The sequence below is a fragment of the Escherichia sp. WS1451 genome (assembly GCF_046487365.1).
GTDB lineage: Bacteria > Pseudomonadota > Gammaproteobacteria > Enterobacterales > Enterobacteriaceae > Escherichia > Escherichia coli.
On the sequence record NZ_JBJQJP010000006.1, the window covers coordinates 172,282 to 195,894 of the forward strand.

Annotated in this window: 19 protein-coding genes and 1 pseudogene; 6 read left to right on the forward strand and 14 right to left on the reverse strand. The window is 51.4% G+C overall.

The features are described 5' to 3' along the window. Positions 1–197: 197 nt before the first annotated feature. The 12 genes from yahK to ACJHX7_RS10670 form a co-directional block, all read right to left on the reverse strand. Complete coding sequence (gene yahK, locus ACJHX7_RS10615; protein ID WP_000692717.1) at positions 198–1,247, reverse strand: NADPH-dependent aldehyde reductase YahK; 1,050 nt, start codon at positions 1,245–1,247, stop codon at positions 198–200. 86 nt (positions 1,248–1,333) lie between these two features. Beyond that, positions 1,334–2,290 (reverse strand): ABC transporter permease, encoded by a 957-nt coding sequence (locus ACJHX7_RS10620; RefSeq protein ID WP_000750339.1) that lies wholly within the window; start codon positions 2,288–2,290, stop codon positions 1,334–1,336. Next, positions 2,287–3,258, reverse strand: a complete 972-nt coding sequence (locus tag ACJHX7_RS10625; RefSeq protein WP_094029751.1) for an ABC transporter permease — start codon at positions 3,256–3,258, stop codon at positions 2,287–2,289. Before ACJHX7_RS10625 ends, ACJHX7_RS10620 begins: the two co-directional genes overlap by 4 nt. Then, the gene (locus tag ACJHX7_RS10630) at positions 3,251–4,735 is read right to left on the reverse strand and encodes a sugar ABC transporter ATP-binding protein (protein ID WP_000447338.1); all 1,485 of its coding nucleotides are present in this window, start codon (positions 4,733–4,735) and stop codon (positions 3,251–3,253) included. The genes ACJHX7_RS10625 and ACJHX7_RS10630 overlap by 8 nt, the downstream gene beginning before the upstream one ends. 48 nt (positions 4,736–4,783) lie before the next feature. Next, a complete protein-coding gene (locus tag ACJHX7_RS10635) occupies positions 4,784–5,767 on the reverse strand; it encodes an autoinducer 2 ABC transporter substrate-binding protein (protein ID WP_001042107.1) in 984 nt (327 codons plus the stop codon). 253 nt (positions 5,768–6,020) lie between these two features. Next, positions 6,021–6,431, reverse strand: coding sequence for an ASCH domain-containing protein (locus ACJHX7_RS10640; RefSeq protein WP_044705473.1), 411 nt, complete (start codon positions 6,429–6,431; stop codon positions 6,021–6,023). A 299-nt stretch (positions 6,432–6,730) separates the two neighbouring features. After that, positions 6,731–8,113: an amidohydrolase family protein gene (locus tag ACJHX7_RS10645; protein ID WP_410231570.1), complete on the reverse strand. Its 1,383-nt coding sequence runs from the start codon at positions 8,111–8,113 to the stop codon at positions 6,731–6,733. Between the two features lie 9 nt (positions 8,114–8,122). Continuing rightward, on the reverse strand, positions 8,123–9,073 hold the full coding sequence (locus ACJHX7_RS10650; RefSeq protein WP_000661641.1) for a carbamate kinase family protein: 951 nt from the start codon (positions 9,071–9,073) through the stop codon (positions 8,123–8,125). A gap of 94 nt (positions 9,074–9,167) precedes the next feature. Then, the gene (locus ACJHX7_RS10655) at positions 9,168–10,586 is read right to left on the reverse strand and encodes a DUF1116 domain-containing protein (RefSeq protein ID WP_410231571.1); all 1,419 of its coding nucleotides are present in this window, start codon (positions 10,584–10,586) and stop codon (positions 9,168–9,170) included. Then, positions 10,586–12,133 carry an acyl-CoA synthetase FdrA gene (gene fdrA, locus ACJHX7_RS10660; RefSeq protein WP_022645248.1) on the reverse strand — a complete coding sequence of 516 codons (1,548 nt, stop codon included), beginning with the start codon at positions 12,131–12,133 and terminating at the stop codon, positions 10,586–10,588. The genes ACJHX7_RS10655 and fdrA overlap by 1 nt, the downstream gene beginning before the upstream one ends. After that, positions 12,123–12,986 carry a DUF2877 domain-containing protein gene (locus ACJHX7_RS10665; protein ID WP_001361812.1) on the reverse strand — a complete coding sequence of 288 codons (864 nt, stop codon included), beginning with the start codon at positions 12,984–12,986 and terminating at the stop codon, positions 12,123–12,125. The genes fdrA and ACJHX7_RS10665 overlap by 11 nt, the downstream gene beginning before the upstream one ends. 39 nt (positions 12,987–13,025) lie before the next feature. Continuing rightward, positions 13,026–13,631 carry an ankyrin repeat domain-containing protein gene (locus tag ACJHX7_RS10670; RefSeq protein ID WP_000153097.1) on the reverse strand — a complete coding sequence of 202 codons (606 nt, stop codon included), beginning with the start codon at positions 13,629–13,631 and terminating at the stop codon, positions 13,026–13,028. Between the two features lie 257 nt (positions 13,632–13,888). Between ACJHX7_RS10670 and ACJHX7_RS10675 the strand changes: the two genes are divergently transcribed. Together ACJHX7_RS10675 and ACJHX7_RS10680 are read left to right on the forward strand one after the other, a co-directional pair. Then, a complete protein-coding gene (locus tag ACJHX7_RS10675; protein WP_001013882.1) occupies positions 13,889–14,386 on the forward strand; it encodes a DUF1097 domain-containing protein in 498 nt (165 codons plus the stop codon). A 91-nt stretch (positions 14,387–14,477) separates the two neighbouring features. Continuing rightward, positions 14,478–15,410, forward strand: coding sequence for a LysR substrate-binding domain-containing protein (locus tag ACJHX7_RS10680; RefSeq protein ID WP_001084388.1), 933 nt, complete (start codon positions 14,478–14,480; stop codon positions 15,408–15,410). A 41-nt stretch (positions 15,411–15,451) separates the two neighbouring features. On the opposite strand, the gene pdeL is transcribed toward ACJHX7_RS10680, so the two are convergent. Both pdeL and betT read right to left on the reverse strand, forming a co-directional pair. Further along, entirely contained in the window at positions 15,452–16,540 is a 1,089-nt protein-coding gene (pdeL, locus tag ACJHX7_RS10685) for a DNA-binding transcriptional activator/c-di-GMP phosphodiesterase PdeL (protein ID WP_001305451.1), read from the reverse strand. Positions 16,541–17,415: 875 nt separating this feature from the next. After that, positions 17,416–19,449, reverse strand: a complete 2,034-nt coding sequence (gene betT, locus ACJHX7_RS10690) for a choline BCCT transporter BetT (protein WP_000131044.1) — start codon at positions 19,447–19,449, stop codon at positions 17,416–17,418. 128 nt (positions 19,450–19,577) lie between these two features. On the opposite strand from betT, the gene betI reads away from it, so the two are divergent. From betI to ACJHX7_RS10710, 4 genes and pseudogenes are all read left to right on the forward strand, one after another. Further along, positions 19,578–20,165 (forward strand): transcriptional regulator BetI, encoded by a 588-nt coding sequence (gene betI, locus ACJHX7_RS10695; protein WP_024241779.1) that lies wholly within the window; start codon positions 19,578–19,580, stop codon positions 20,163–20,165. Between the two features lie 13 nt (positions 20,166–20,178). Continuing rightward, complete coding sequence (gene betB / locus ACJHX7_RS10700) at positions 20,179–21,651, forward strand: betaine-aldehyde dehydrogenase (RefSeq protein WP_094029754.1); 1,473 nt, start codon at positions 20,179–20,181, stop codon at positions 21,649–21,651. A 13-nt stretch (positions 21,652–21,664) separates the two neighbouring features. After that, entirely contained in the window at positions 21,665–23,353 is a 1,689-nt protein-coding gene (gene betA, locus ACJHX7_RS10705) for a choline dehydrogenase (protein WP_094029755.1), read from the forward strand. A 193-nt stretch (positions 23,354–23,546) separates the two neighbouring features. Beyond that, positions 23,547–23,612, forward strand: a pseudogene (locus ACJHX7_RS10710) (hypothetical protein); the annotation flags it as partial. Position 23,613: the final 1 nt, after the last annotated feature.

Below are 23,613 nucleotides of genomic sequence, written 5' to 3' on the forward strand. Positions count from 1 at the left end.
CTGATTAAACCAGGCACTATCAGAAATCGCTCATAACTAACGTGTGAAGTATTGTGTACTGGAGGGAGTTAATTTAACAATTTGAATTTACGTTATAGGTTTTACTGCTACTTTGATATTATTTCGCTCTCCTTAACTAAAAAGTTAAGTGGAGAGCGAAGTTAATATGTTAAACCACAGGATATTTATTAATTGTTTCAGTCTGTTAGTGTGCGATTATCGATAACAAAACGATATTTCACATCACCTCGCAGCATTCGCTCATAGGCTTCATTAATTTGATCGGCCCGAATCATCTCTATATCAGCCACGATGTCATGTTCGGCGCAAAAATCGAGCATCTCCTGTGTTTCTGGAATGCCGCCAATCATAGAGCCGGCTATCGCACGGCGTTTCATGATCAGGTTGAAAACTTCCGGTGATTTATGCGGTGTCGCAGGCGCACCAACCAGCGTCATGGTGCCATCACGCTTCAGCAAGGTGGTAAAATCGTCGAGATTATGTGGCGCAGCTACTGTATTCAAAATGAAATCGAAACTCTTGAGATGAGCCGCCATCTCATCGGCATTGCGTGAGTTAACAACTTCATCGGCCCCCAGGGCTTTTGCCGCTTCGCGTTTTGCCTCAGAAGTGGTAAATGCCACCACATGCGCCCCCATCGCGTGGGCCAGCTTAATCCCCATATGTCCCAGACCGCCGATGCCGACCACGCCCACTTTTTTTCCCGGCCCGGCCTGCCAGTGACGTAGCGGCGAATACGTGGTGATCCCTGCACACAACAAAGGTGCCACCGCCGCCAGCTGCTCTTGCGGGTGACGAATACGCAGAACATATCGCTCATGAACGACGATCTGTTGTGAGTAGCCGCCCAGAGTATGGCCCGGTTCGTCCGGCGTCGGCGAGTTATAGGTGCCGGTCATGTGATCACAGTAGTTTTCCAGCCCGTCTTCACACTCTTCGCAATGTTTACAACTGTCGACAATGCAGCCGACACCGACCAGATCGCCCGGCGCATGTTTTTCTACCTGATCACCAACGGCTACCACACGCCCCACAATTTCATGACCCGGCACACAGGGGTAAACCGTCCCCGCCCACTCGGAACGGACCTGGTGGATATCGGAATGGCAGACGCCACAGTAAGCGATTTCGATTTTGACATCATGCGGTCCCGGTTCACGCCGGGTGATATCCATCGGTTCCAGCGGTTGTTTAGCGGAATATGCACCAACAGCTTTGATCTTCATTGTGTTTACTCCTGATTAGCTATGTGTATTTGGCGATGCCTGATATGTCATCGCGGCAAAACGCGTCCATTGAATATAGCCAATATTTAAACCACCCGATCCAGCCCCAACATGCCGCGAGCCTGAATGAAACAGAGCAGCAACGTTCCCCATAAGGCCATCGTCAGGTAGGGGCTTATACCGAGAATATTGAAGCCGCTTTCAATAATTTGCAGAAGAAACAGCGCCAGCACCATACCAATTATCCGCCCGCTGCCGCCGTCCGGATTAACCCCGCCGAGTACTGCCGCGAGGATTGACACCAGCAAGTACGATTCGCCATAAGAGGCCTTAGCCGAGTTGAGTTTCGACATCATCAAAAATGCCGCTACCGCACAAAGCAAGGCGGAAATGACATAAACCCAAATCAGCACCCGACGAGTGTTAATGCCGGAGTAAAGTGTTGCTCGTTCGTTAGACCCAATCAGGTAAATGGCTTTACCGAGCGGCGTTTTCTCCAGCAATATCCACAGCCCCAGCGCCACTGCGGCAAACAACCACATCGGTAGCGGAATACCGAACCATTGCGCATGATTCAACCACAGCACCCATGAGGGATAATTGGCAATGGCGCTACCGCCTGTCACCAGAATATTTATCCCTTTGAGCAACGTCATCATCCCAAGCGTTGCAAGAATTGGCGACACTCGAATACCAGCAATCAATACGCCGTTACATAAACCGATTATCACCGCCGCGCCAGCGCCCGCCAGTAACGTAGCGACAACCGTAGCAATACCCGGTGGATACTGAGTCGCCACCCACGCCATCACCAGTGAACAGGCGTTAGCAGTGGCAATAATTGACAAGTTAATGCCACCGCAAAGCATGGTCACCGCCATAGCCAACGCCAGAATGCCCAGCACGGGCATTTGCGAAGCGACGGACTGGAAATTACTTATCGACCAGAAAATCTCCGGCATAGTAATGCTGAAGGCGGCAACAGTTAGCACCAGCAGGCCGATCAAGTAAAACTCAACGTTATTACGCCACGATTTTTTCATAGCAGACTCCGGTTCTGATGCTGACTCCACGCCGTGGCGCTAATGCTGGCAACGATGATGATGCCGGTGATCAATGTTTGCCAGTAAGACGAGACTCCCAATAAATTTAGCCCGTTTTGCATCACTGCCAACAACACCACGCCGAGCAAAGTACCGGTTAACGTGCCGCGCCCGCCGAGCAAACTAGTGCCGCCAAGCACCACCGCAGCCAGTACTGTCAGCTCATAACCCAGAAGAGAATCGGGGGCGACAGTCATCACCGTCCACGACTGCACTACACCCGCAGCACCAGACATCAATCCCATATAGCCATAGACGAAAAGTTGCAGTTTCAGCACACTAAAGCCGATGCGACTGGCGGATTCACGGTTCCCGCCAAGGGCATAAATTTTGCGCCCTACACTGGTGAAATTCATGATAAACGCTGTCAGCAGCACCACCGTAATCATGGCGATCAGCGGTAGACCAAGGCCATAGTCATAGCCATCAGCATCGGTGTACTTGAACAACATTACCCCCTGCTCAAACCACGGCGGAAAGTCGTACAGCCACACACCTTTACTCAACCATAACAGCAGGCCATAAAAAATATTCAGCGTCGAGATAGTGATGATGATAGAAGGCACCCGTAGGCGATTAACCAGTAAGGCGTTAATTAAGCCAAGTAAAATGCCGATGCCGCCCGCCAGGGCAAACGCGACAGCAAAGTTACCACCAATTTTTTGTAGCAACAGCACCATGCCGTATTGCGCAATGATGCTCATTGCCGGAAACGAAATATCAATTCCACCGGAAATCAACACCACAAACAAACCACAGGCGAGAATAGTCAACATGGCATAGTTATTGGCGAGATCGTACAAATTACCGAATGTCAGAAACTCGTCGCTGCGCCAGGCAAGGCCAACAAACAGCACCACAATCAGTAATGCCAGCCAGAATTCATGGCGTTTTTTCAGTTCAGCCATTGACCACCTCCGCAATCCTGGCCTGAGAACTGCTGTCAGGCAGGAAGCTATGGGTGATCTGACCTTTTTGCATTACCAAAATCCGGTGGCTTTGATACCACGCTTCTTCAATTTCATCGCAGATCATCAATACCGCAATGCCATGAGCCGCCAGATCGCTGATAATGCCGTATATTCCTGCTTTGTTGGCGATATCAACACCGACAGTCGGGCTATCGAGAATCAACAGTCGTGGCCCAATCGCCAGCCATTTGGCGATCGATACTCGCTGCGCGTTACCACCAGAAAGCGTATTCACCGGGAGATGAGGATCAGAGACTTTGATGGTCAATGCCTTGATTAGCCTGTCCACCAGGTCACGCACTTTAGCCTCACTCAGAAAGCCGAAGCGATCTTTTACCTTGTGAAAAACAGTGCTAATGATGTTGTCTTCAATAGATTGCGCCATCACCAAACCGCGCGACATGCGATCTTCCGAAACATAACCAATACCGTGGCGGATGGCGTCCTGGTTACTATGCAGTGTAACCAGCTGGCCGTTGATGAGGATCTCGCCAGCATCCGGTCGGGTCATACCAAACAGACTCAGACATAATTCCGTGCGCCCCGCACCAAGCAGGCCAACAATCGACACCACTTCGCCCGCTTCCACCCGCAAGTTAATATTTTGATATTCCCCATGACGACTTAAATTACGCACCTCCAGCACTGGGGTGCTGGATTTTCCCTGCCACAACTCTCGCACCTGATATTCAAACTCCTGGCCGGTCATCAGGAAACCGAGTTGTTTTGTGGTCATCTCTGCAGCCGGAAAGGTCCCGACCAGCTCACCATCTTTCAACACTGAAATACGGTCGGAAACTTCCATCACCTCTTCCAGACGATGACTGACGAAGACCACGCAGATCCCGCGTTCCCGCAATTGATGCACCACCTGTAATAACCCTTGCACTTCCTGATGGGTCAGCGAAGCGGTTGGTTCATCCATCACGATCAACCGTGCGTCCTGCGCCAGTGCACGGCAAATTGCCACCAGCTGACAGCGGGCAATTGAAAGCTCAGAAACGAGCGTATCCAATGGCAATGTGACGTTAATACTGGTCATTGCCGCCTGCGCCACCTCACGCAGACGACGTCGGTTAACAAACAGACCGTGGTGATAGTGATTCACGGCGATATTCTCCCAGACACTCAGGTTAGGAAATAAAGAGAGGTCCTGATAAATCACCTGAATCCCCTGCGCCACCGAAGCGGCGGGTGTCAGCTTTGACCAGTTTTTCCCACCAAGCGTAATTTCCGCCCCCTCATCCGGGCGATAAACACCGGACATAATTTTAATCAACGTCGATTTACCACAGCCGTTTTGCCCGGCAAGGCAGTGCACCTCACCCGACATAAAGTCGAGAGAAACATCGCGCAGCGCTCGCGTGGCATGAAACGTTTTGTTGATATGACGAAGGGAAAGGAAGGTTTCCATAGCATCCCCTGGCAATAAGAATCGGGGCTTTCGCCCCGAAGAAATGGATTAATAAAGTGAGTCGATATTGTCTTTGTTGACCAGTAATACCTTATGGAAACGGATAATTCGCTTATCCATATCTACGTCGGCCTTACCCAGATTCTGCATTTCTAATCCAGGTTTGATCTCTTCACCCTTCAGCAACGTGCTGGCGACGGCTGCGAGTGCGTAACCTGCAGAGGCCGGATCGTAAGTAATCCCTTCGGTGATATCACCACTTTTAATCAGTGATGCCGCCTGTGAAGGGATCATCATGCCATAGACTGCGACTTTATTTTTCGCCCGTTTCTCTTTCACCGCACGTCCCGCGCCAATCGGACCGTTTGAACCAAAGGAGACAACCGCTTTCAAGTCAGGATAGGTTTTCATCAGGTCAAGTGTGGTACGACGTGAGTCATCCACACTCTCGGCAACCGGCATGCGGCGGGTAACTTCATGCATATCCGGGTAATGCTCTTTCTGGTATTTCACCAGCAAGTCAGCCCATAAGTTATGCTGCGGCACGGTCAAACTCCCCACGTAAATCACATAGCCGCCCTTGCCACCCATGCGTTTCGCCATATGTTCAACATATTCAGCGGCAAATTTTTCGTTATCAATGATTTCGATATCCCAGTTAGCACTTGGCTGACCGGGAGATTCGTTGGTCAGAACCACAATTCCGGCATCTCGCGCTTTTTTGAATACCGGTTCCAGCACGTTGGCATCGTTTGGCACGATAGTAATTGCATTAACCTTACGGGCGATTAAATCCTCAATAATTTTAACCTGTTGCGGAGCATCAGTACTTGAAGGCCCCACCTGTGACGCATTAACACCAAAGGCTTTACCCGCCTCAACCACACCTTCGCCCATGCGATTAAACCACGGCATACCATCGACTTTAGAGATATTCACCACGACTTTTTCCGCTGCCTGGAGCGGCGCAGAAATTAGCGCAGCGCCTAATAACAGCGAAGACACCATATTGATAACAAAACGTTTATTCATCATTTCAGCCTCATTGCAGGGTAGTCAGGAAGTGTTCGCCCAAATTAGCGCGCTGGAGAGAATAAGAATTTTCGAATATTTTTATGCAGAATAAACAGCCCTATTTCAGGCAGCTATTAAAAATTTGGTTATAAATATGGACAAAACGGGCAGTAACAATAAGTGTGACAATCATCACGTAAAAAACAGCAAAATAAACAAAATTAGCGATACTTTATGTTTGTGAGCTTATTTCGCGTAGAAAAATAGTTATCTACACAACGTCAATAAGGGCATATTCTTCAAAGATAACGTCCATTTCAGGTGAATAGCATCCTTCTGCCTGGAAAAAACGACGGTGTTCATTACGCCAATATTCAAGACTGAGGTCACCTTCACCTTCCTTACGGGCAAGCTCCGCGGTGACATCAGAAAAGCGCAGTAAATGCAGGCCAATCACTCTGATAACACAGACAGGCTCACCACGGCTATTTTCTACAATCTTATACTCCCCAATCATCGGAAATGCGTTGTCTTCAATACATCCCGCCAGCGAACCACAGGAAGCTGTTTTAACACCAGTCGCAATCAACGTTGCGAGGTGATCGGCCAACGCTGCTGAATCGCCAAAAGTACAAAAGGAAGCATGGGGATATTTTTGTGAGAATTTTTCTTTTATGGTCATGAGAATATTTTCGCGATTACGGAAAAACAAATCACATCTTAATTACTGTTGATAACCATCAGCAAGAGTATCATTGGTTTTTCTATGTTTAATCTTTTTTATCCGAAGCAGGTCACATTTATGGCCTGATAAATACCTTTGTTAAAACTCACTTTTGTGTATTTCTCTCAAATAATCACCTGGAAATTATGCCTGGAGATTATAAAGTTCAGGATCATTCATTAACAAACCAGTGTCGCCCCACTCCCTGGGGCTTAATATCTCTTACGATTCACCGTTGCAGATATATCAAGTTCGTATCAACCTGCCACACTCCCCCACACCAGTTGCCCTTTATGGAACGTCGCCGTTCTCGGCGAAATACGCGCCACCGCCTCGGCGGAACAGGAGGCGTCCACCAGCACAAAGCTGGCGTCATCCTGCGCTTTGGGCCACACGCGCTCGCCTTTTTCGTTGAGCGGCAATACATCGCCAGTGGCTAAAAACAGCGAGCGGGAGAGGTTCTGTTCGTTAGGACGAATATAGAGCTGCGCGTACAGATTGGCTTTTTCCAGCATGTCGCCCAGGCCGTAAGGCGACCAGTGGTCGATAACGCTGTCGGTGCCGGTCATCACTTTTACGCCTTTGTCGTGCAGTTGTTTGAGCGGCATATGCAACGTGCCAATCGGCACCGTCGAGGCGATAGAAATTTGCTGCGCCGCCATCCGGTGCGCCAGTTCATCTACCTGTTGCTCATTGAGCGTTGCCAGCGCAAAGGCGTGGCTGATGGTCAGCTTGCCCTTCAGTTGCGGCGTTTTCTCCACCGTTTCAACCATATAATTGATGGCTGCCACGCCTGCCGGAGTGGTTTCGTGCAGGTGAATATCAACGCCTTTGTCGTAGTCCAGCGCAATCTGGAACATGGTGTCGAGGGATTTTTCCATCGCGCCATCAACACTGGTCGGGTCCAGTCCGCCGACGTAATGCGCCCCCGCCTGCATCGCTTCGCGCATTAAGGGTTCTGATTTCGACAGCAGCAAACCGTGCTGCGGGAAGGCGACAATTTCACACTCGAAGCCCGCCTGACGTCGCGCCAGAACCGCCTGCAAATTTTGCAGATTTTTCAGGCCGGAAACCGGTTCGATATTGCAGTGGCTGCGGGCAATGGTGGTGCCTTTCGACTGCAATAAATCGATCAGTTTTTCCGCCCGCTCCTGCGTGTACGGTTGTAACTCCGGCAGCATTTTCTGCTCGAGTTTGATCATGTCCTGGATGGTGGTGCCTGCCGGGCGATTGAGCGAGCGCCACGGCCCGCCGTAGAAAGTTTTGTCGAGATGAATATGCATGTCGCGGGTGGTGGGCAGCATCAACATACCGCCAGCGTCATAGTGCGGCAGCGTGGCGTCCGGATGCTGATTGTTCTCGCGCAGTGCAACAATTTTGCCGTTCTGAATTTCCACAGTCTGGCGCGCCGTGCGGGTCTGCACCGCCACGCCATTTTCGTAGTCAAAACCGGTTTCCAGCAACACGTTGTCGAGATAGTAGTGCGGGTCAGTGATTTTCATGGTGTTATTCGCGTCGCAGTGGGTTGTGCCAGGGACTGCCGCATGGGCGAGCGGCACAGAGGTACCAAACAGCGCGGCGGCGGTGACCATCTTACCGCTCTGGCTCAGAAACTCACGGCGGCTATTGCTTTCTTTCATCTTACGTCCTTACGTTTTAATAATATGGGTGCCCGTTTCACCGCGCAGCGCCGCAGGCAGGCATTCCGGCGTGGTGATAATCACTTCTTTGCCGCCCTGTTCCAGGAACGTCAGGCTGGCGATGATTTTTGGCAACATGCTGCCAGGCGGAAAATGCCCTTCCTGCATATAGCGGGTCATGGTGGCAATATCCACCCGATCGAGCGCCTGCTGCTGCGGTTTGCCAAAGTGAATACACACTTTTTCGACGCCAGTGGTGATCACCAGAATGTCGGCGTGAATTTCACGGGCCAATAGCGCGGTAGAGAGATCTTTGTCGATAACCGCGTCCACGCTTTGGTAATCCCCCGCTTCACTGCACACCACCGGAATTCCGCCACCGCCCGCGCCAATCACCACAAAGCCTTGTTGGATCAGCGCCTTAATGGCAGGTGCTTCTACAATACGTTGCGGTTCCGGCGAGGCGACCACGCGGCGATAGCCCCGTCCGGCATCTTCAACAAAACGCCAGTCAGGGTTTGCCTTTTGTAATTCGTCACGCTGGCTTTCACTAAAGAATGCGCCGATGGGCTTGGTGGGATGGGCAAACCCCGGATCGTTTTTATCCACTTCCACCTGAGTCACCACGGTGACGGCTTTTTTCTCACCGTGACGCGCCAGTCGGTTATTCAGCGCCTGTTGGATCAGATAGCCAATGCCGCCTTGCGTATCCGCCACACAGTTCGCCAGCGGCGTTAAGGGCAGCCCTTCGCGCTCGTGGGCTATCTCCGCGCGGCGTAAATCCAGACCGACCTGCGGCCCGTTGCCGTGGGTCAGCACAATGTCGTAATCGGAAGCCAGCATTTCCAGCACCGTATCGGCCACGGCTTTCACCGCCTCCGCCTGATGCTCAATCGACTGGCTGGCGTTATCTTTGATAATGCTGTTGCCACCAATGGCAACGACCACAAGCTCTTTCATGTTGTTATGTCCGCTACAGAGGGTGATGGGGTTATGAGAGTGAGGTTGCCCCTCTCCCCAGAAGGGAGAAGGGATCGTAAGGTGCGTTTGCAGGTCAGACGCCGTAACGTTCGCACCAGCCGAGAATGGCTTTCTCGAAGCAGGCGAATGGTGGATGCACAATGCCCGCACCAATCATGCCGACGCCCGCATCTTTATGGGCGATGGCGGTGTTGATCACCGGCAGAATGCCGCTGCTGCCCACGCGGGTGATGTCGATTGCCGACGGCACGCCCATAAAACCGAGCAGCGGAATGGTGACGTTGGGGTTTTCACCGAGAGTGATTTCACGCATCTGGCGGGAGAAATCGATAGCCTCTTCCACCGTACCGCCCACCAGCGCGACGATAGCAGGCGCGGTCGCCATGGCAAATCCGCCAATGCCGTAGGTTTCAGTGATGGCGCTGTCGCCGATATCCAGCCCCGAATCTTCCGGCTTATAACCGGCAAACATCGGGCCGATCACCTGCTGCGCCGGGCCGGTAAACCATTGCCCCGGCAGGCCGCTGACCCGCAGGCCGAACTCGACGCCGTTACGCGCCATGGTGGTGACCACGGTGCTGTATTCGATGCCGTGCGCCGCATCCATCGCCGCTTTACACATCGCCATCCACGTCGGGCCGGAGAAGTAGTCACTGCTGGCGACAAACTCAAACACTTCGCGTTGTTGCTCGACGGAGTAGCCCGCCTGAATAATCCCCGGCGTCAGCGCCTGAATCAGCAGCGTCGTCCCGGCGTTATTGCGGTTATGGCACTCATCGCCCATATGCAGCGCCTGCGCCAGCATTAAGCGCAGATCGATCTCGCCGATAATTTTCATCGCATCGCGCAGCATGGGGCCCTGCACATCACGCATCCAGTTGAGGCGGTCGATCACGCTCTGGTCGTTAGCGCCCATACGCAAAATCTTCGCCATCTGCTCGCTCATATTGGTGTAAGCGATGTTGCCGTAGGTTTTGTTTTTCACGATGTGCATAAACATCGAGGCCGAGGTAACACCCGCCATCGAACCCACGCAGTCGTGTTCGTGGCACGGCGAGAAGGTGATCTCCCCGGAGGCCGCCAGTTCAGCCGCCTCATCGAGATCTTTCGCCAGCCCTTCGAACATCAGCGCTCCGGTGACCGCGCCTTTCATCGCGCCGCACATTTTTTCCCAGGTGACCGGCGGCCCGGCGTGAAGAATGGTTTTCGGCGTCATTCCCGGCACCACGTTAATCGCCTGATCAAAACCAATCAGCACCGGATGCGACTGGATAATGCGCTCCAGCGCCTGCTGGTTAGCGGCGGCGATTTTGTCTGCCAGCGGCGAATCGGCAATGTTATCCAGCGCCTGCACCACCTGCATATTGCCCTGCCCCGGCGGCGTCCAGTCGAGTTGAGTCACTTCTACATGCTGCTTTTTCAGGTCATCGCTAAACATGGCGATGCCGACGTTAATAACGTTCAACGGTTGGCTAAACAGTGACTGGCTCATCAGGCTTCCTCCCCTTTGCAGATAAATTCACGCGCCAGCAATCCGGTATTGGTGCTACTGCTGGCCAGAATCACTCCGGCATCAAGCAGCATCTGGCTTTGTTGTTCTAATGATGGCGTATCAAGATCGGTACCCAGCACATAGGCGAGAATGATCAACTCACGTCCTTCGGCAGCGGCGATCGCTTTCGCCTCTTTGATCGCCTCAATGGTGGAACCGACCGGATCTTCATGCGATCCAAACCCGAGCACAAAATCCATCACGATCACCGCCACTTCTGGATCGCGCGCTTCTTCGATCAACCGGCTGATGCGGTTGGTCGGGTCAATCATTGGATGCGGCTTGCCGTTGGTAAAATCGTCATCGCCAAAGTCGAGGAAGGTATGTTTGACGCTGCGGTTGATATCTTTCAGGCGGAATTCAGGATCGGGCTGGATGTTGCTGTAGACATCGCCGTGTTTTTCCATCACCGCGAACATGGTTTCGTCACACAGCGTACCGCCGCAGAACAGGCCACGAATGTATTTCTGTTGCGGCTTCAGGCGAGCGCGCACGTCAGCAATCAATGGCTGGTTCAGGGTATGCAGATCGAGATGTTCCTGTTTCACGCCGGAAAGCATTACCGCTTTCAGCGCCGCTTCTTTGCTGCCGCGAGCAAACTGTAGCCCCTGCTCATCCACTGGCGTTTCGCCACGACCAAGGAAGCAGACCACCACCGGCTTGCGGCAGGCGCGTGCGCGTTCCAGCACTTTGCGGGCCACCGCAGGCGCAGGCGGTTTGGAGATAAGCACAATAATTTCAGTTTGCGGATCGTTTTCCAGCATCCCGATGGCGTCGAGCATCATCAGACCGCCGATTTTCTCGCTCAGGTCGCGCCCGCCGGTGCCGATCAGTTGCGAAACGCCGCCGCCAAATTCATGGATACGGACGCTCAGTTCCTGGCTACCGGTGCCGGATGCGCCAACAATACCGATGTTGCCGCGACGCACGGCGTTACCAAAGCAGAGCGCCGCGCCGTTGATAATCGCCGTGCCGCAGTCTGGCCCCATCAGCAGCAGCCCTTTTTCATGGGCCAACTGTTTGAGCGCCAGTTCATCTTCAACCGAGACGTTATCGGAAAACAGCATCACGTTAAGATCATTTTGCAGCGCCTGACGCGCTTCGCGAGCGGCAAACAGACCGTTGACCGAAATCACTGCCAGGTTACTTTCCGGGATATGCTTTTTGGCGCTGGCAATAGTGGCGTAACGCGCCTCGTGCGAGCCGCTTTGCGCTTTGGTGTTGAACAGTTCTTCAATCTCCACCAGCAACTGCTCGTTGTCTGCGCCCGCTTTGCCGTTGATGACAATCATCAGGTCGCCGTTTTTCGCCTGCTCCAGCTCCGGCGTCAGCAGCCCTAAATTCTTCAGTACGCCTTTGTTCATTTCGGTCGCCATCGCCACAAATGCCTGCTCGACGCCGTCGAGTTTATTTGCACGCGTAGAGATAGACATCAGCGAGACAGAATCAAAATAGGTATTCGGTTTAATGACTATTTTAACTGACATAATTCCCTCCGTAGGTTTGGCTCAGCGCACAACCATCGGCCATGCCATACAGCATGTCGCAGCCGGAACTGGAGCCAATATGTTTAATTTTTTCTATTGCCTGAGTTGCGTTCCCAGGGATGTCATAAATAATGTTATGAATAAAACGATGAATATTTTCCCGGCAGCGTTGTTGTAATGCGGCTTCCAGCGTTATGGCACTTAATAACGTGGTATTATTTCTGCCGCGTTGCAGACCGAGATAAAATTCCTCTTTGTATTTTTCCGCCGGATGTCCGGAAATAAATAAAATAAGCGCCAGACCTGTTAAATAATCGTCGGCTGATGGCGTAAGGCCAATCCCTAAGCCCATCATACTGGCGACTGCTGAGGCGATATTTTGTTTATCGTTTACGGCCTGAATAACTGCCCGTCGTTTAATATGTAATTCTTTATTTAACGCCTGATAAAACGGATTATCGCCGCAATAATTAAACAGGGTTTCATTTTCCCCCAGGTGCTGATGAATAATGTCATGCCACTGTTGCCAGACGATAAGGTGAAAATTCACAGCGGTCATTTGCAAGGTTGGGGACAGCCAACGCTGGCAATGACTCATCTCTATATGAAGATGTTGACCAACCGTAATGCCTTGATCGTCAAACTGAACCTTATCACCATGATGGAACAGACCATTAAAGTGAGTGAGTGCCAACCGACAACTGTTTGGCGCATTGTCGTACTCTTCACAAAGCAGCGTCAGCAACTGCTGGCGGGCCGGAAGTGCGATATTTACCGCTCTGGCAAAGACCTGTTCAACCTGTCCTTGCCCCCGCTGCGCCAGAAAATCCGCATCCGCAGTTAGCGCCCACACACACCGTCTTTCTGGTGTGTTGATAGCAAGCCTCCCGGTTTATGCGCCTGCGGCAATCAGTAACTGCGCAATCTCTTCAAAGCCTCGTTCCCGCGCCAGTTCCAGCGGTGTTTTGCCATATTTATCCGTCAGATGCGGGCTGGCACCGTGTTCCAGCAATAACTGGACAATCGCCTGCTGTTTAATCCCGCCATCATTAAGCACAATCGCTTCCAGTAGCGGCGTCCAGCCTACATGGTTGGTCTGGTTAACGTTAATCTCCGTATGCGCCAAAAGCTCTTTTACAATACTTAAATGGCCTTTTTCACAGGCAGGCGTCAGGCCGACACCGCCAAAACGGGTTACGCAATTAAGATCGGGTTTAGCCGGTAAAATAATTCGTAGTAGCGTTAAATCATCGTTCAGACAGCTAATTAAAAAAGGATTTAAACAGGTATGATCTTGCTTATTAATATCCGCTCCAGCGTCAATTAATGCCTGAACGCAAGCATATTGCTGATATAAACTTGCCAGCGTAATTGCCGTTTTCCCCTGACGATCGCAGGTATTAATATCGACACCCAGCGCAAGGCAGGTTTTTACTTTATCGATATCACCCTGTTGCGCAGCCAATAAATAGTCGGCAGGTAGATTTTTTATAGTCATTCACATTCCCCTGGTTTTTGTGGCTGTTTTCGATGAATTGAGAATAGCAACGATAATCTGATAAAAGAACCCGCTTAAATTTAATTCGCCGTATTTCGCCTTTTTGTTGAATGATGTTCAACAATCTTTTCGCAGTGTGCGGTAGTGCAATATTTGTTTCTTTGACCCGATACCCTTTCACTCAATCAGGTTTTATTTCTCTATAGTCTGCACATGTAAGAGTAGCTTTCGTCCATGTCTAACCAGAGGGGAACAAGATGAACGGACTCACGGCAACGGGTGTCACCGTCGGTATTTGTGCAGGGCTTTGGCAGTTAGTGTCTTCACATGTCGGGCTCTCTCAGGGATGGGAATTATTAGGAACCATTGGCTTCGTCGCCTTTTGCAGTTTTTATGCCGCAGGCGGCGGTAAATCGGGGTTTATCAGAAGCCTGGCGGTTAATTATTCCGGGATGGTGTGGGCGTTTTTCGCCGCGCTGGCTGCCGGTTGGCTGGCCTCGGTGAGTGGATTGTCCACGTTCTGGGCGAGCGTGATTATGACTGTACCCTTCTCGGCGGTGGTGGTCTGGCAAGGACGTTTCGGTTTATTGTCTTTTATTCCCGGAGGCTTTCTCGGCATGACGCTATTTTTTGCCAGCGGGATGAACTGGACGGTGACATTACTGGGTTTTCTGGCGGGTAACTGCGTGGGGATAATTTCAGAATATGGCGGACAAAAATTAAGCGAAGCGACGACTAAACGCGACGGGTATTAAAAGTTATTCAAAAATGATTATCTATCTTTAACCGATACCTCTACAGTCATGGCTGGAGAAATTCATATTCGATAATGGCGGGAATGGTTTAATGAACTCAATTTTTACCGAAGAGAATCTGTTGGCATTTACTACCGCTGCGCGTTTTGGCAGTTTCAGTAAAGCCGCAGAAGAGTTGGGTTTAACTACTTCCGCCATTAGCTACACCATCAAGCGAATGGAAACAGGGCTGGATGTGGTGCTGTTCACTCGCAGTACCCGAAGCATTGAGTTAACGGAGTCCGGGCGTTATTTTTTCCGCAAAGCAACCGACCTGCTGAATGATTTTCACGCCATCAAACGCAGCATCGATACTATTTCGCAGGGTATAGAAGCACGGGTGCGCATTTGTATTAACCAACTGCTTTATACGCCCAAACACACCGCACGCTTATTACAGGTACTGAAAAAGCAGTTTCCAACCTGCCAGATTACCGTGACGACCGAAGTGTATAACGGCGTCTGGGATGCGATTATTAATAATCAGGCGAATATTGCTATCGGCGCGCCCGACACACTGCTGGACGGCGGCGGCATTGATTACACGGAGATTGGCGCAATTCGCTGGGCTTTTGCTATCGCCCCGGATCACCCATTAGCCTTTGTGCCGGAACCCATCGCCGAAAGCCAACTGCGTCTCTATCCTAATATCATGGTGGAGGACACCGCGCATACGATTAATAAAAAAGTGGGCTGGTTGCTGCATGGGCAGGAGTCGATTCTGGTGCCAGATTTCAACACCAAATGTCAGTGCCAGATTTTAGGTGAAGGAATTGGTTTTTTGCCGGATTACATGGTCCGTGAGGCGATGGCGCAATCCCTGCTGGTTACCCGACAAATCCATAATCCGCGCCAGGATTCACGCATGTTACTCGCAACTCAGCATTCTGCTACGGGTCAGGTGACGCAGTGGATTAAAAAGCAATTTGCGCCAAATGGCATATTAACGGGGATCTATCAGGATTTACTGCATCGGGAGAATTAATCGCTGCCAACCTCCCGATGCGCTGTGAATAGCGGTTTACATCAACCACCGGCTTTCATTACCCATTCAGAGATAAATTTATTACCCGGTACTGGCGGAGAGTACAAATAGCCCTGCAAAAAGTGAACGCCTTTGCCGATCATTAAATCCGCCTGCTCCTGGGTTTCTACCCCTTCCGCCACGATACTCAGACCAGGCTTACGCGCCAGTTCGACAATATTGTCCACAATATGACCGGATATTTCGTCCACGCTCGCCATTTGCACAAATGACTTATCGATCTTAATAAAATCGACCGGGAACGCCTGCAAGTAACGATAGGTTGCATAACCCGTACCAAAGTCATCCAGCGCAAAGGTAATGTTGTGCTGATGAAGGCTGTCAAATATCGCTCTGGCTTCTGGCGTTACCGGAATAGGGTTACGTTCCGTTAACTCGAGAACCAGTTTGATTTTATCGTTACCTAATTTCTTAACCAGGTTCAGACACTCTTTTTCAAATCCCGCAGCCAAAAAACAGCCCGCCGAGACGTTGATACCAATATGGAAATTGTCCGGCAGCAAATGTTTTACCGGCATCAGAATATCCGCAGTCTGTTTCATCAGCTGGCGAGTCATTATGACAATAAGACCGGATGACTCCGCCAGAGGAATAAACTGATCCGGTGGGATAATTCCCGTTTGTGGATGTTCCCAGCGGACAAGCACTTCACAGCCCGTCAGTACCCCAGTCTGCGCGCAGAAAACCGGTTGGATCCACGGTTTAAATTCATGGTTTTCCAACGCCAGACTGATGGCTTCAGGCGTGACGATATGGTGATAGTGATTATCATTAATATATTTGTGACTATTATTACCCGTGGCGGATATGATCTCCGGATTGTACTGAAAGAAAATATCCCGCCAGAAAGTAATATCGCTCTGAATCCCCAGTTTCTCAAAGAGCTGTTTCTTTTGATGTGAAATGGTCTTTGCACTGCGATTTCTGTACTGTGATATTTCTGTTACAGACATTCCCTGCATCAGCAGCTTGAGTAGCAGTCGTTCTTTCTCGGATACGCTACCAGGCAATGACAAATGAACCGTTGTACCGAACTCTTGCAGAAAAACACGAAAATCACATGAATTCATGAACACACCTTTTATCTTTTATCGCTGTTCAGTATGAGTGATTACCTGTGGATTCCTGAGCACACATAAGGGGTAACCATAAACATTAGCGATGCCATACGTATAACATCCCACATCACTATCAAGAAGATTATCTTTACCTCTGATGCTCGCTCAAAAACAGTTACGCTAAATACCTTAAAAAGGTAATCACAAGTCAAACTCAGGAGATAATCACGCAAGAATGCAATATTAAAATTCAGATACTCATTTTTGGTAATAAAGAAGTAGTTGGACTATTTCAATATTTATAATTTCCCACTACGTATTGACGCCCATTCATGAGTAAAGGCGCATTATATGAATTTAACAATCCAGATCAACTGAAAATACCTCAACCTCATAAACACATAGCGTCAACATTCAATGACATAATGAGTAAAGATGTTGGTTATGCATACACGTCATTACTCTATGCCTATCTCTTAACAACCTGCTTTTTAAGACTGAATCCATTCAGCAATAGATAGCCAACATTATAACAATGACAATAAAAACAATATTTAAAACAATCAATAAAATATCAGACACAGACAATTAAACCTTAAACAACAAACGGTTACATTGATTTTAGTTGATTTGCGCTACGCGTTCCCCATGAATAAAGCGTCATTTCAAATTAGCACCAATATTTACATTAAATAAGACTAAGCTTATTGAACATTCACAACAGTCCAAACGTAGGTTTTGGGCTTCAATAGTTCTTTTCTTTTTTATTATCTGTTGCCTGGCAATCATCAATCGATACTAAGGGCTTAACTGTACAGATATAACATATCAAGAGGTAAGAGAAACCGCGCCATATGCAGACATGGCGCGGTTTTATGCAAAAACAATCACGCGTCCGGGAACATCACGCTATGGCCCGGCGCTTCACGATGGAGATGGATAAAGTTAAGATGCCGCTCGTACTGGTCAAGAATATCGGTGATCACCTGCTCTTTGCTGTAGTCCATCAGGTCGTTGCCCTGGCTGCCTTCTAACAGGAAGGTTTCCAGCCGGTAGTAGGTCGATTTACCGCTACGTGCGCGGTAGGTAAAGCCCGGCACCGAATATTGCTGCGGCCAAATCTGATAGACAAAGTTTTGCTCTTCGCCCATATGCACCAACAAATCCAGATGCCCCAACTGTTGTCCCTCTTCCGGCGGCAGGCTTTTTAGCTCCACGTACGCGCCGCGCAACCGCAGTTCCTGCGCCACTTCTTCCATTGCCGGGTAACAGACCGTCTCCATCATCTGTTTGGTGTAACGCGTGCCCGGATAATTCATCAGGCGCGAGAGACGTTTTTTCCAGCTCAGGCGATCCTGAAGCCCCAGCGGTCGCGGTGCGGTATCGCGGTTGGCACTTTCACGGCGGTAATCTTCTACCTTCAGAGATTTATACAACCCCGCCATCACGAAGAAGATCACAAAGCTGAACGGCAGCCCCATAATCACCGTGGTGTTTTGCAGCGCGGATATCCCGTTGGTCATCAGCATGCCGAGCGTCAGCAGGCCAATCGCCACCGACCAGAAGACGCGCAGCCAGCCGGGGGCGTCGCTGTTGATATCTTTAAGCTGCGAGGTGAAATTCCCCAGCACCAGCGCCCCGGAGTCCGCCGAGGTCACATAAAATAACAGGCCAGTAATGGTGGCGACGGAGGCGCTAAAGGTAAACGCCGGATACTGCGCCAGCAGGCTGTAGAAGCCGCGCTCCGGATGGACCATCGCTTCCTCGGCAAATGCCGCGCCGCCGTGGATGATTTCATACAGCGCGCTATTGCCGAATACCGAGAGCCATAACAGCGTGAAGGTAAACGGAATAATCAACGTGCCCAGCACGAACTGGCGAATGGTACGCCCACGCGAGATACGCGCCAGGAACAAGCCGACAAACGGCGACCATGCCACCCACCATGCCCAGAAGAAGAGCGTCCAGTTATTCATCCACTCAACCGGACGGTCGAAGGCAAAACTGTTGAGCGTCATGCCCATAAAGCGATTCACATAGTCGCCAACATTCAGCACCAGTGCATTAAGCAGGAACGAGGTGTCGCCCATAAACAACACGAACAGGATCAATCCCAGCGCCAGCGCAACGTTGAGTTCCGATAACACGCGAATGCCCTTATCAACACCGGATGTCACCGAGATAGTGGCGATGATCACCGACAAGGCGATCAGTGCCGCTTTCGCCGCCATCGAATCGGGAATATCAAACAGTACGCTCAAGCCATAGTTAAGCTGCACCACACCGATACCGAGCGTAGTGGCAATACCGAAGATGGTGCCGATCACCGCTGCAATATCCACTGAGTGACCTATCGGCCCGTTAATCCGTTTACCGAAGATCGGGTACAGCGCCGAGCGGATAGTGAGCGGCAAATTATAACGATAGCTAAAGTATCCGAGCGCCATGCCCATCAGCGCATACATCGACCAGCCGGTTAAGCCGTAGTGAAACAGCGTCCAGACCATCGCCTGACGCGCGGCCTCAATCGTCTGTCCCGCGCCTTCCGGCGGCTGCATATACTGCGTTACCGGTTCGGCTACGGAAAAGAACATCAGGTCGATACCGATCCCGGCAGCAAACAGCATCGCCGCCCAACTCAGCAGACTGAATTCCGGTTTTGATTGTTCTGGCCCGAGCTTCACCGAACCAAAACGCGAACAAGCGATACAGACCACAAAGACAATATAGAGCGTTGCCGCCAGCAGATAGTACCAACCGAAGGTTTTAGAAACCCAGTCCAGCGTGCGGCCAATCCACAGGGCCGAGAAGTCGCGAAACAGGATCGTTGTCAGGGAAAACAACAAAATCAGTCCGGCGGAAGTGTAAAACACCACCGGATTGATTTTGTCCTTTTCCCTGCTGTGTGAAAGGTCTGTCATCCAGTATCCCCACTGTTATTGTTACCATTTAAAATCAAATTAGTAACAATTAAGACACATTTTATATTGAACGTCCAATCAATAACCGCTTTAATAGATAAACAACGCTGATGAATGGAGTGGCGAAAATGCCCAAATTGGGGATGCAGTCGATCCGGCGCAGACAACTGATCGACGCCACGCTGGAAGCAATAAATGAAGTGGGCATGCACGATGCAACGATCGCGCAGATCGCCCGCCGTGCAGGCGTTTCTACGGGGATCATCAGCCACTATTTCAGGGACAAAAATGGTCTGCTGGAAGCAACCATGCGCGATATCACCAGTCAGCTGCGTGACGCGGTTTTGAATCGATTACACGCGCTAACGGATGGTAGCCCAGAGCAGCGATTACAGGCGATTGTTGACGGGAATTTCGATGAAACGCAGGTCAGTAATGCTGCGATGAAAGCCTGGTTGGCGTTTTGGGCCAGCAGTATGCATCAGCCGATGCTTTACCGTTTGCAGCAGGTGAGCAGCCGCCGCTTGTTGTCGAATCTGGTGAGCGAATTTCACCGCGAGTTACCGCGCCAACAGGCGCAGGAAGCGGGCTACGGACTTGCCGCGCTGATTGACGGATTATGGCTGCGCGCGGCACTGAGCGGCAAACCGCTGGATAAACCTCTCGCACACTCGCTGACCCGTCACTTTATTACTCAGCATTTACCCACCGATTAACCGAGGAGACGTGATGTCCCGAATGGCAGAACAGCAGCTTTATATACATGGTGGTTATACATCCGCCACCAGCGGTCGCACCTTCGAGACCATTAACCCGGCCAACGGTAACGTGCTGGCGACCGTGCAGGCCGCCGGGCGTGAGGATGTCGATCGCGCCGTGAAGAGTGCCCAACAGGGGCAAAAAATCTGGGCGGCGATGACCGCTATGGAGCGCTCGCGTATTCTGCGTCGGGCCGTTGATATTCTGCGTGAACGCAATGACGAACTCGCAAAACTGGAAACCCTCGACACCGGAAAAGCATATTCGGAAACCTCAACCGTCGATATCGTTACCGGTGCGGACGTGCTGGAGTACTACGCCGGGCTGATCCCGTCGCTGGAAGGCAGCCAGATCCCATTGCGTGAGACGTCATTTGTTTATACCCGCCGCGAACCGCTGGGCGTAGTGGCAGGGATTGGCGCATGGAACTACCCGATCCAGATTGCCTTGTGGAAATCCGCCCCCGCGCTGGCGGCAGGCAACGCGATGATTTTCAAACCGAGCGAAGTCACCCCGCTTACCGCGTTAAAGCTGGCCGAAATTTACAGCGAAGCGGGCCTGCCGGACGGCGTATTTAACGTGCTGCCGGGCGTAGGTGCGGAAACCGGGCAGTATCTGACCGAGCATCCGGGCATTGCCAAAGTGTCATTTACCGGCGGTGTCGCCAGCGGCAAAAAAGTGATGGCTAACTCGGCTGCTTCCTCCCTGAAAGAAGTGACCATGGAGCTGGGCGGTAAATCACCGCTGATCGTTTTCGACGATGCAGATCTCGATCTCGCCGCTGATATCGCCATGATGGCGAACTTCTTCAGCTCCGGTCAGGTGTGTACCAACGGCACCCGCGTCTTCGTTCCGGCGAAATGCAAAGCCGCATTTGAACAAAAGATTCTGGCTCGCGTTGAGCGCATTCGCGCGGACGACGTTTTCGATCCGCAAACTAACTTCGGCCCGCTGGTCAGCTTCCCGCATCGCGATAACGTGCTGCGCTATATCGCCAAAGGCAAAGAGGAAGGCGCGCGCGTACTGTGCGGCGGCGATGTACTGAAGGGGGATAGCTTCGATAACGGCGCATGGGTTGCACCGACCGTGTTCACCGATTGCAGCGACGATATGACCATTGTGCGCGAAGAGATTTTCGGTCCGGTGATGTCGCTTCTCACTTATGAATCTGAGGACGAAGTGATTCGCCGCGCCAATGATACCGACTACGGCCTGGCGGCGGGCATCGTGACGGCGGACCTGAACCGCGCGCATCGCGTCATTCATCAGCTGGAAGCGGGTATTTGCTGGATCAACACCTGGGGCGAATCCCCTGCTGAGATGCCCGTTGGCGGCTACAAACACTCCGGCATTGGTCGCGAGAACGGCGTGATGACGCTCCAGAGTTACACCCAGGTGAAGTCCATCCAGGTTGAGATGGCTAAATTCCAGTCCATATTCTAACCAGGAGGTTTATTTGCAATTTGACTACATCATTATTGGTGCCGGCTCAGCCGGCAACGTCCTCGCTACCCGTCTGACTGAAGATCCGAACATAACCGTGCTGCTGCTTGAAGCAGGCGGCCCGGACTATCGCTTTGACTTCCGCACCCAGATGCCCGCCGCGCTGGCGTTCCCGTTACAGGGCAAACGCTACAACTGGGCCTATGAGACGGAACCCGAACCGTTTATGAACAACCGCCGCATGGAGTGCGGACGCGGCAAAGGTCTGGGCGGTTCATCGCTGATCAATGGTATGTGCTACATCCGTGGCAACGCGCTGGATCTCGACAACTGGGCGCAAGAACCTGGCCTTGAGAACTGGAGTTATCTCGACTGTCTGCCCTACTATCGCAAGGCCGAGACTCGCGATGTGGGCGAGAACGACTACCACGGCGGTGATGGCCCGGTGAGCGTCACCACCTCCAAACCCGGCGTCAATCCGCTGTTTGAAGCGATGATTGAAGCGGGCGTGCAGGCGGGCTACCCACGCACGGACGATCTCAACGGCTATCAGCAGGAAGGTTTTGGCCCGATGGATCGCACCGTCACGCCGCATGGCCGTCGCGCCAGCACCGCGCGTGGCTATCTCGATCAGGCCAAATCGCGCCCTAACCTGACCATTCGTACTCACGCTATGACCGATCACATCATTTTTGACGGCAAACGCGCGGTGGGCGTCGAGTGGCAGGAAGGCGACAGCACCATTCCAACCCGCGCGACGGCGAATAAAGAAGTGCTGTTATGTGCAGGCGCGATTGCTTCACCGCAGATCCTGCAACGCTCCGGCGTCGGCAACGCTGAACTGCTGGCGGAGTTTGATATTCCGCTGGTGCATGAATTACCTGGCGTCGGCGAAAATCTTCAGGATCACCTGGAGATGTATCTGCAATATGAGTGCAAAGAACCGGTTTCCCTCTACCCTGCCCTGCAGTGGTGGAATCAGCCGAAAATCGGTGCGGAGTGGCTGTTTGGCGGCACCGGCGTTGGTGCCAGCAACCACTTTGAAGCAGGCGGATTTATTCGCAGCCGTGAGGAATTTGCGTGGCCGAATATTCAGTACCATTTCCTGCCAGTGGCGATTAACTATAACGGCTCGAACGCAGTGAAAGAGCACGGCTTCCAGTGCCACGTCGGATCGATGCGCTCGCCAAGCCGTGGGCATGTGCGGATTAAATCCCGCGACCCGCACCAGCATCCAGCGATTCTGTTTAACTACATGTCGCACGAGCAGGACTGGCAGGAGTTCCGCGACGCAATTCGCATCACCCGGGAGATCATGCATCAACCGGCGCTGGATCAGTATCGTGGCCGCGAAATCAGCCCCGGTGTCGAATGCCAGACGGATGAGCAGCTCGATGAGTTTGTGCGTAATCACGCCGAAACCGCCTTCCACCCATGCGGTACGTGCAAAATGGGGTACGACGAGATGTCCGTTGTGGATGGCGAAGGCCGCGTGCACGGGCTGGAAGGATTACGCGTAGTCGATGCGTCAATTATGCCGCAGATTATCACCGGCAATCTGAACGCCACGACGATTATGATTGGCGAGAAAATGGCGGATATGATTCGCGGGAAGGATGCGTTGCCGAGGAGCACGGCGGGATATTATGTGGCAAATGGGATGCCGGTGAGAGCGAAAAAAATGAGTCGTGATGTGAACTGACTCAGGAACCTATCAGATTGAGAGTTACCGTTCTACTATGAGGACCGAATCCTTATATAAAACACTGAGGTAACTCTCATGCTTCATATCCAGTATTCATGATGCTGGCTTTTTGCTGATATTTAACCCGAACATTCCTGATACAGACTATTAATTCATTTATCTGCGGCAGATTTTATTTTCTGGATATATTATGAGTGAACAAATCAAACAGGATATCGATCTGATTGAGATTTTATTTTATCTGAAGAAAAAGGTAG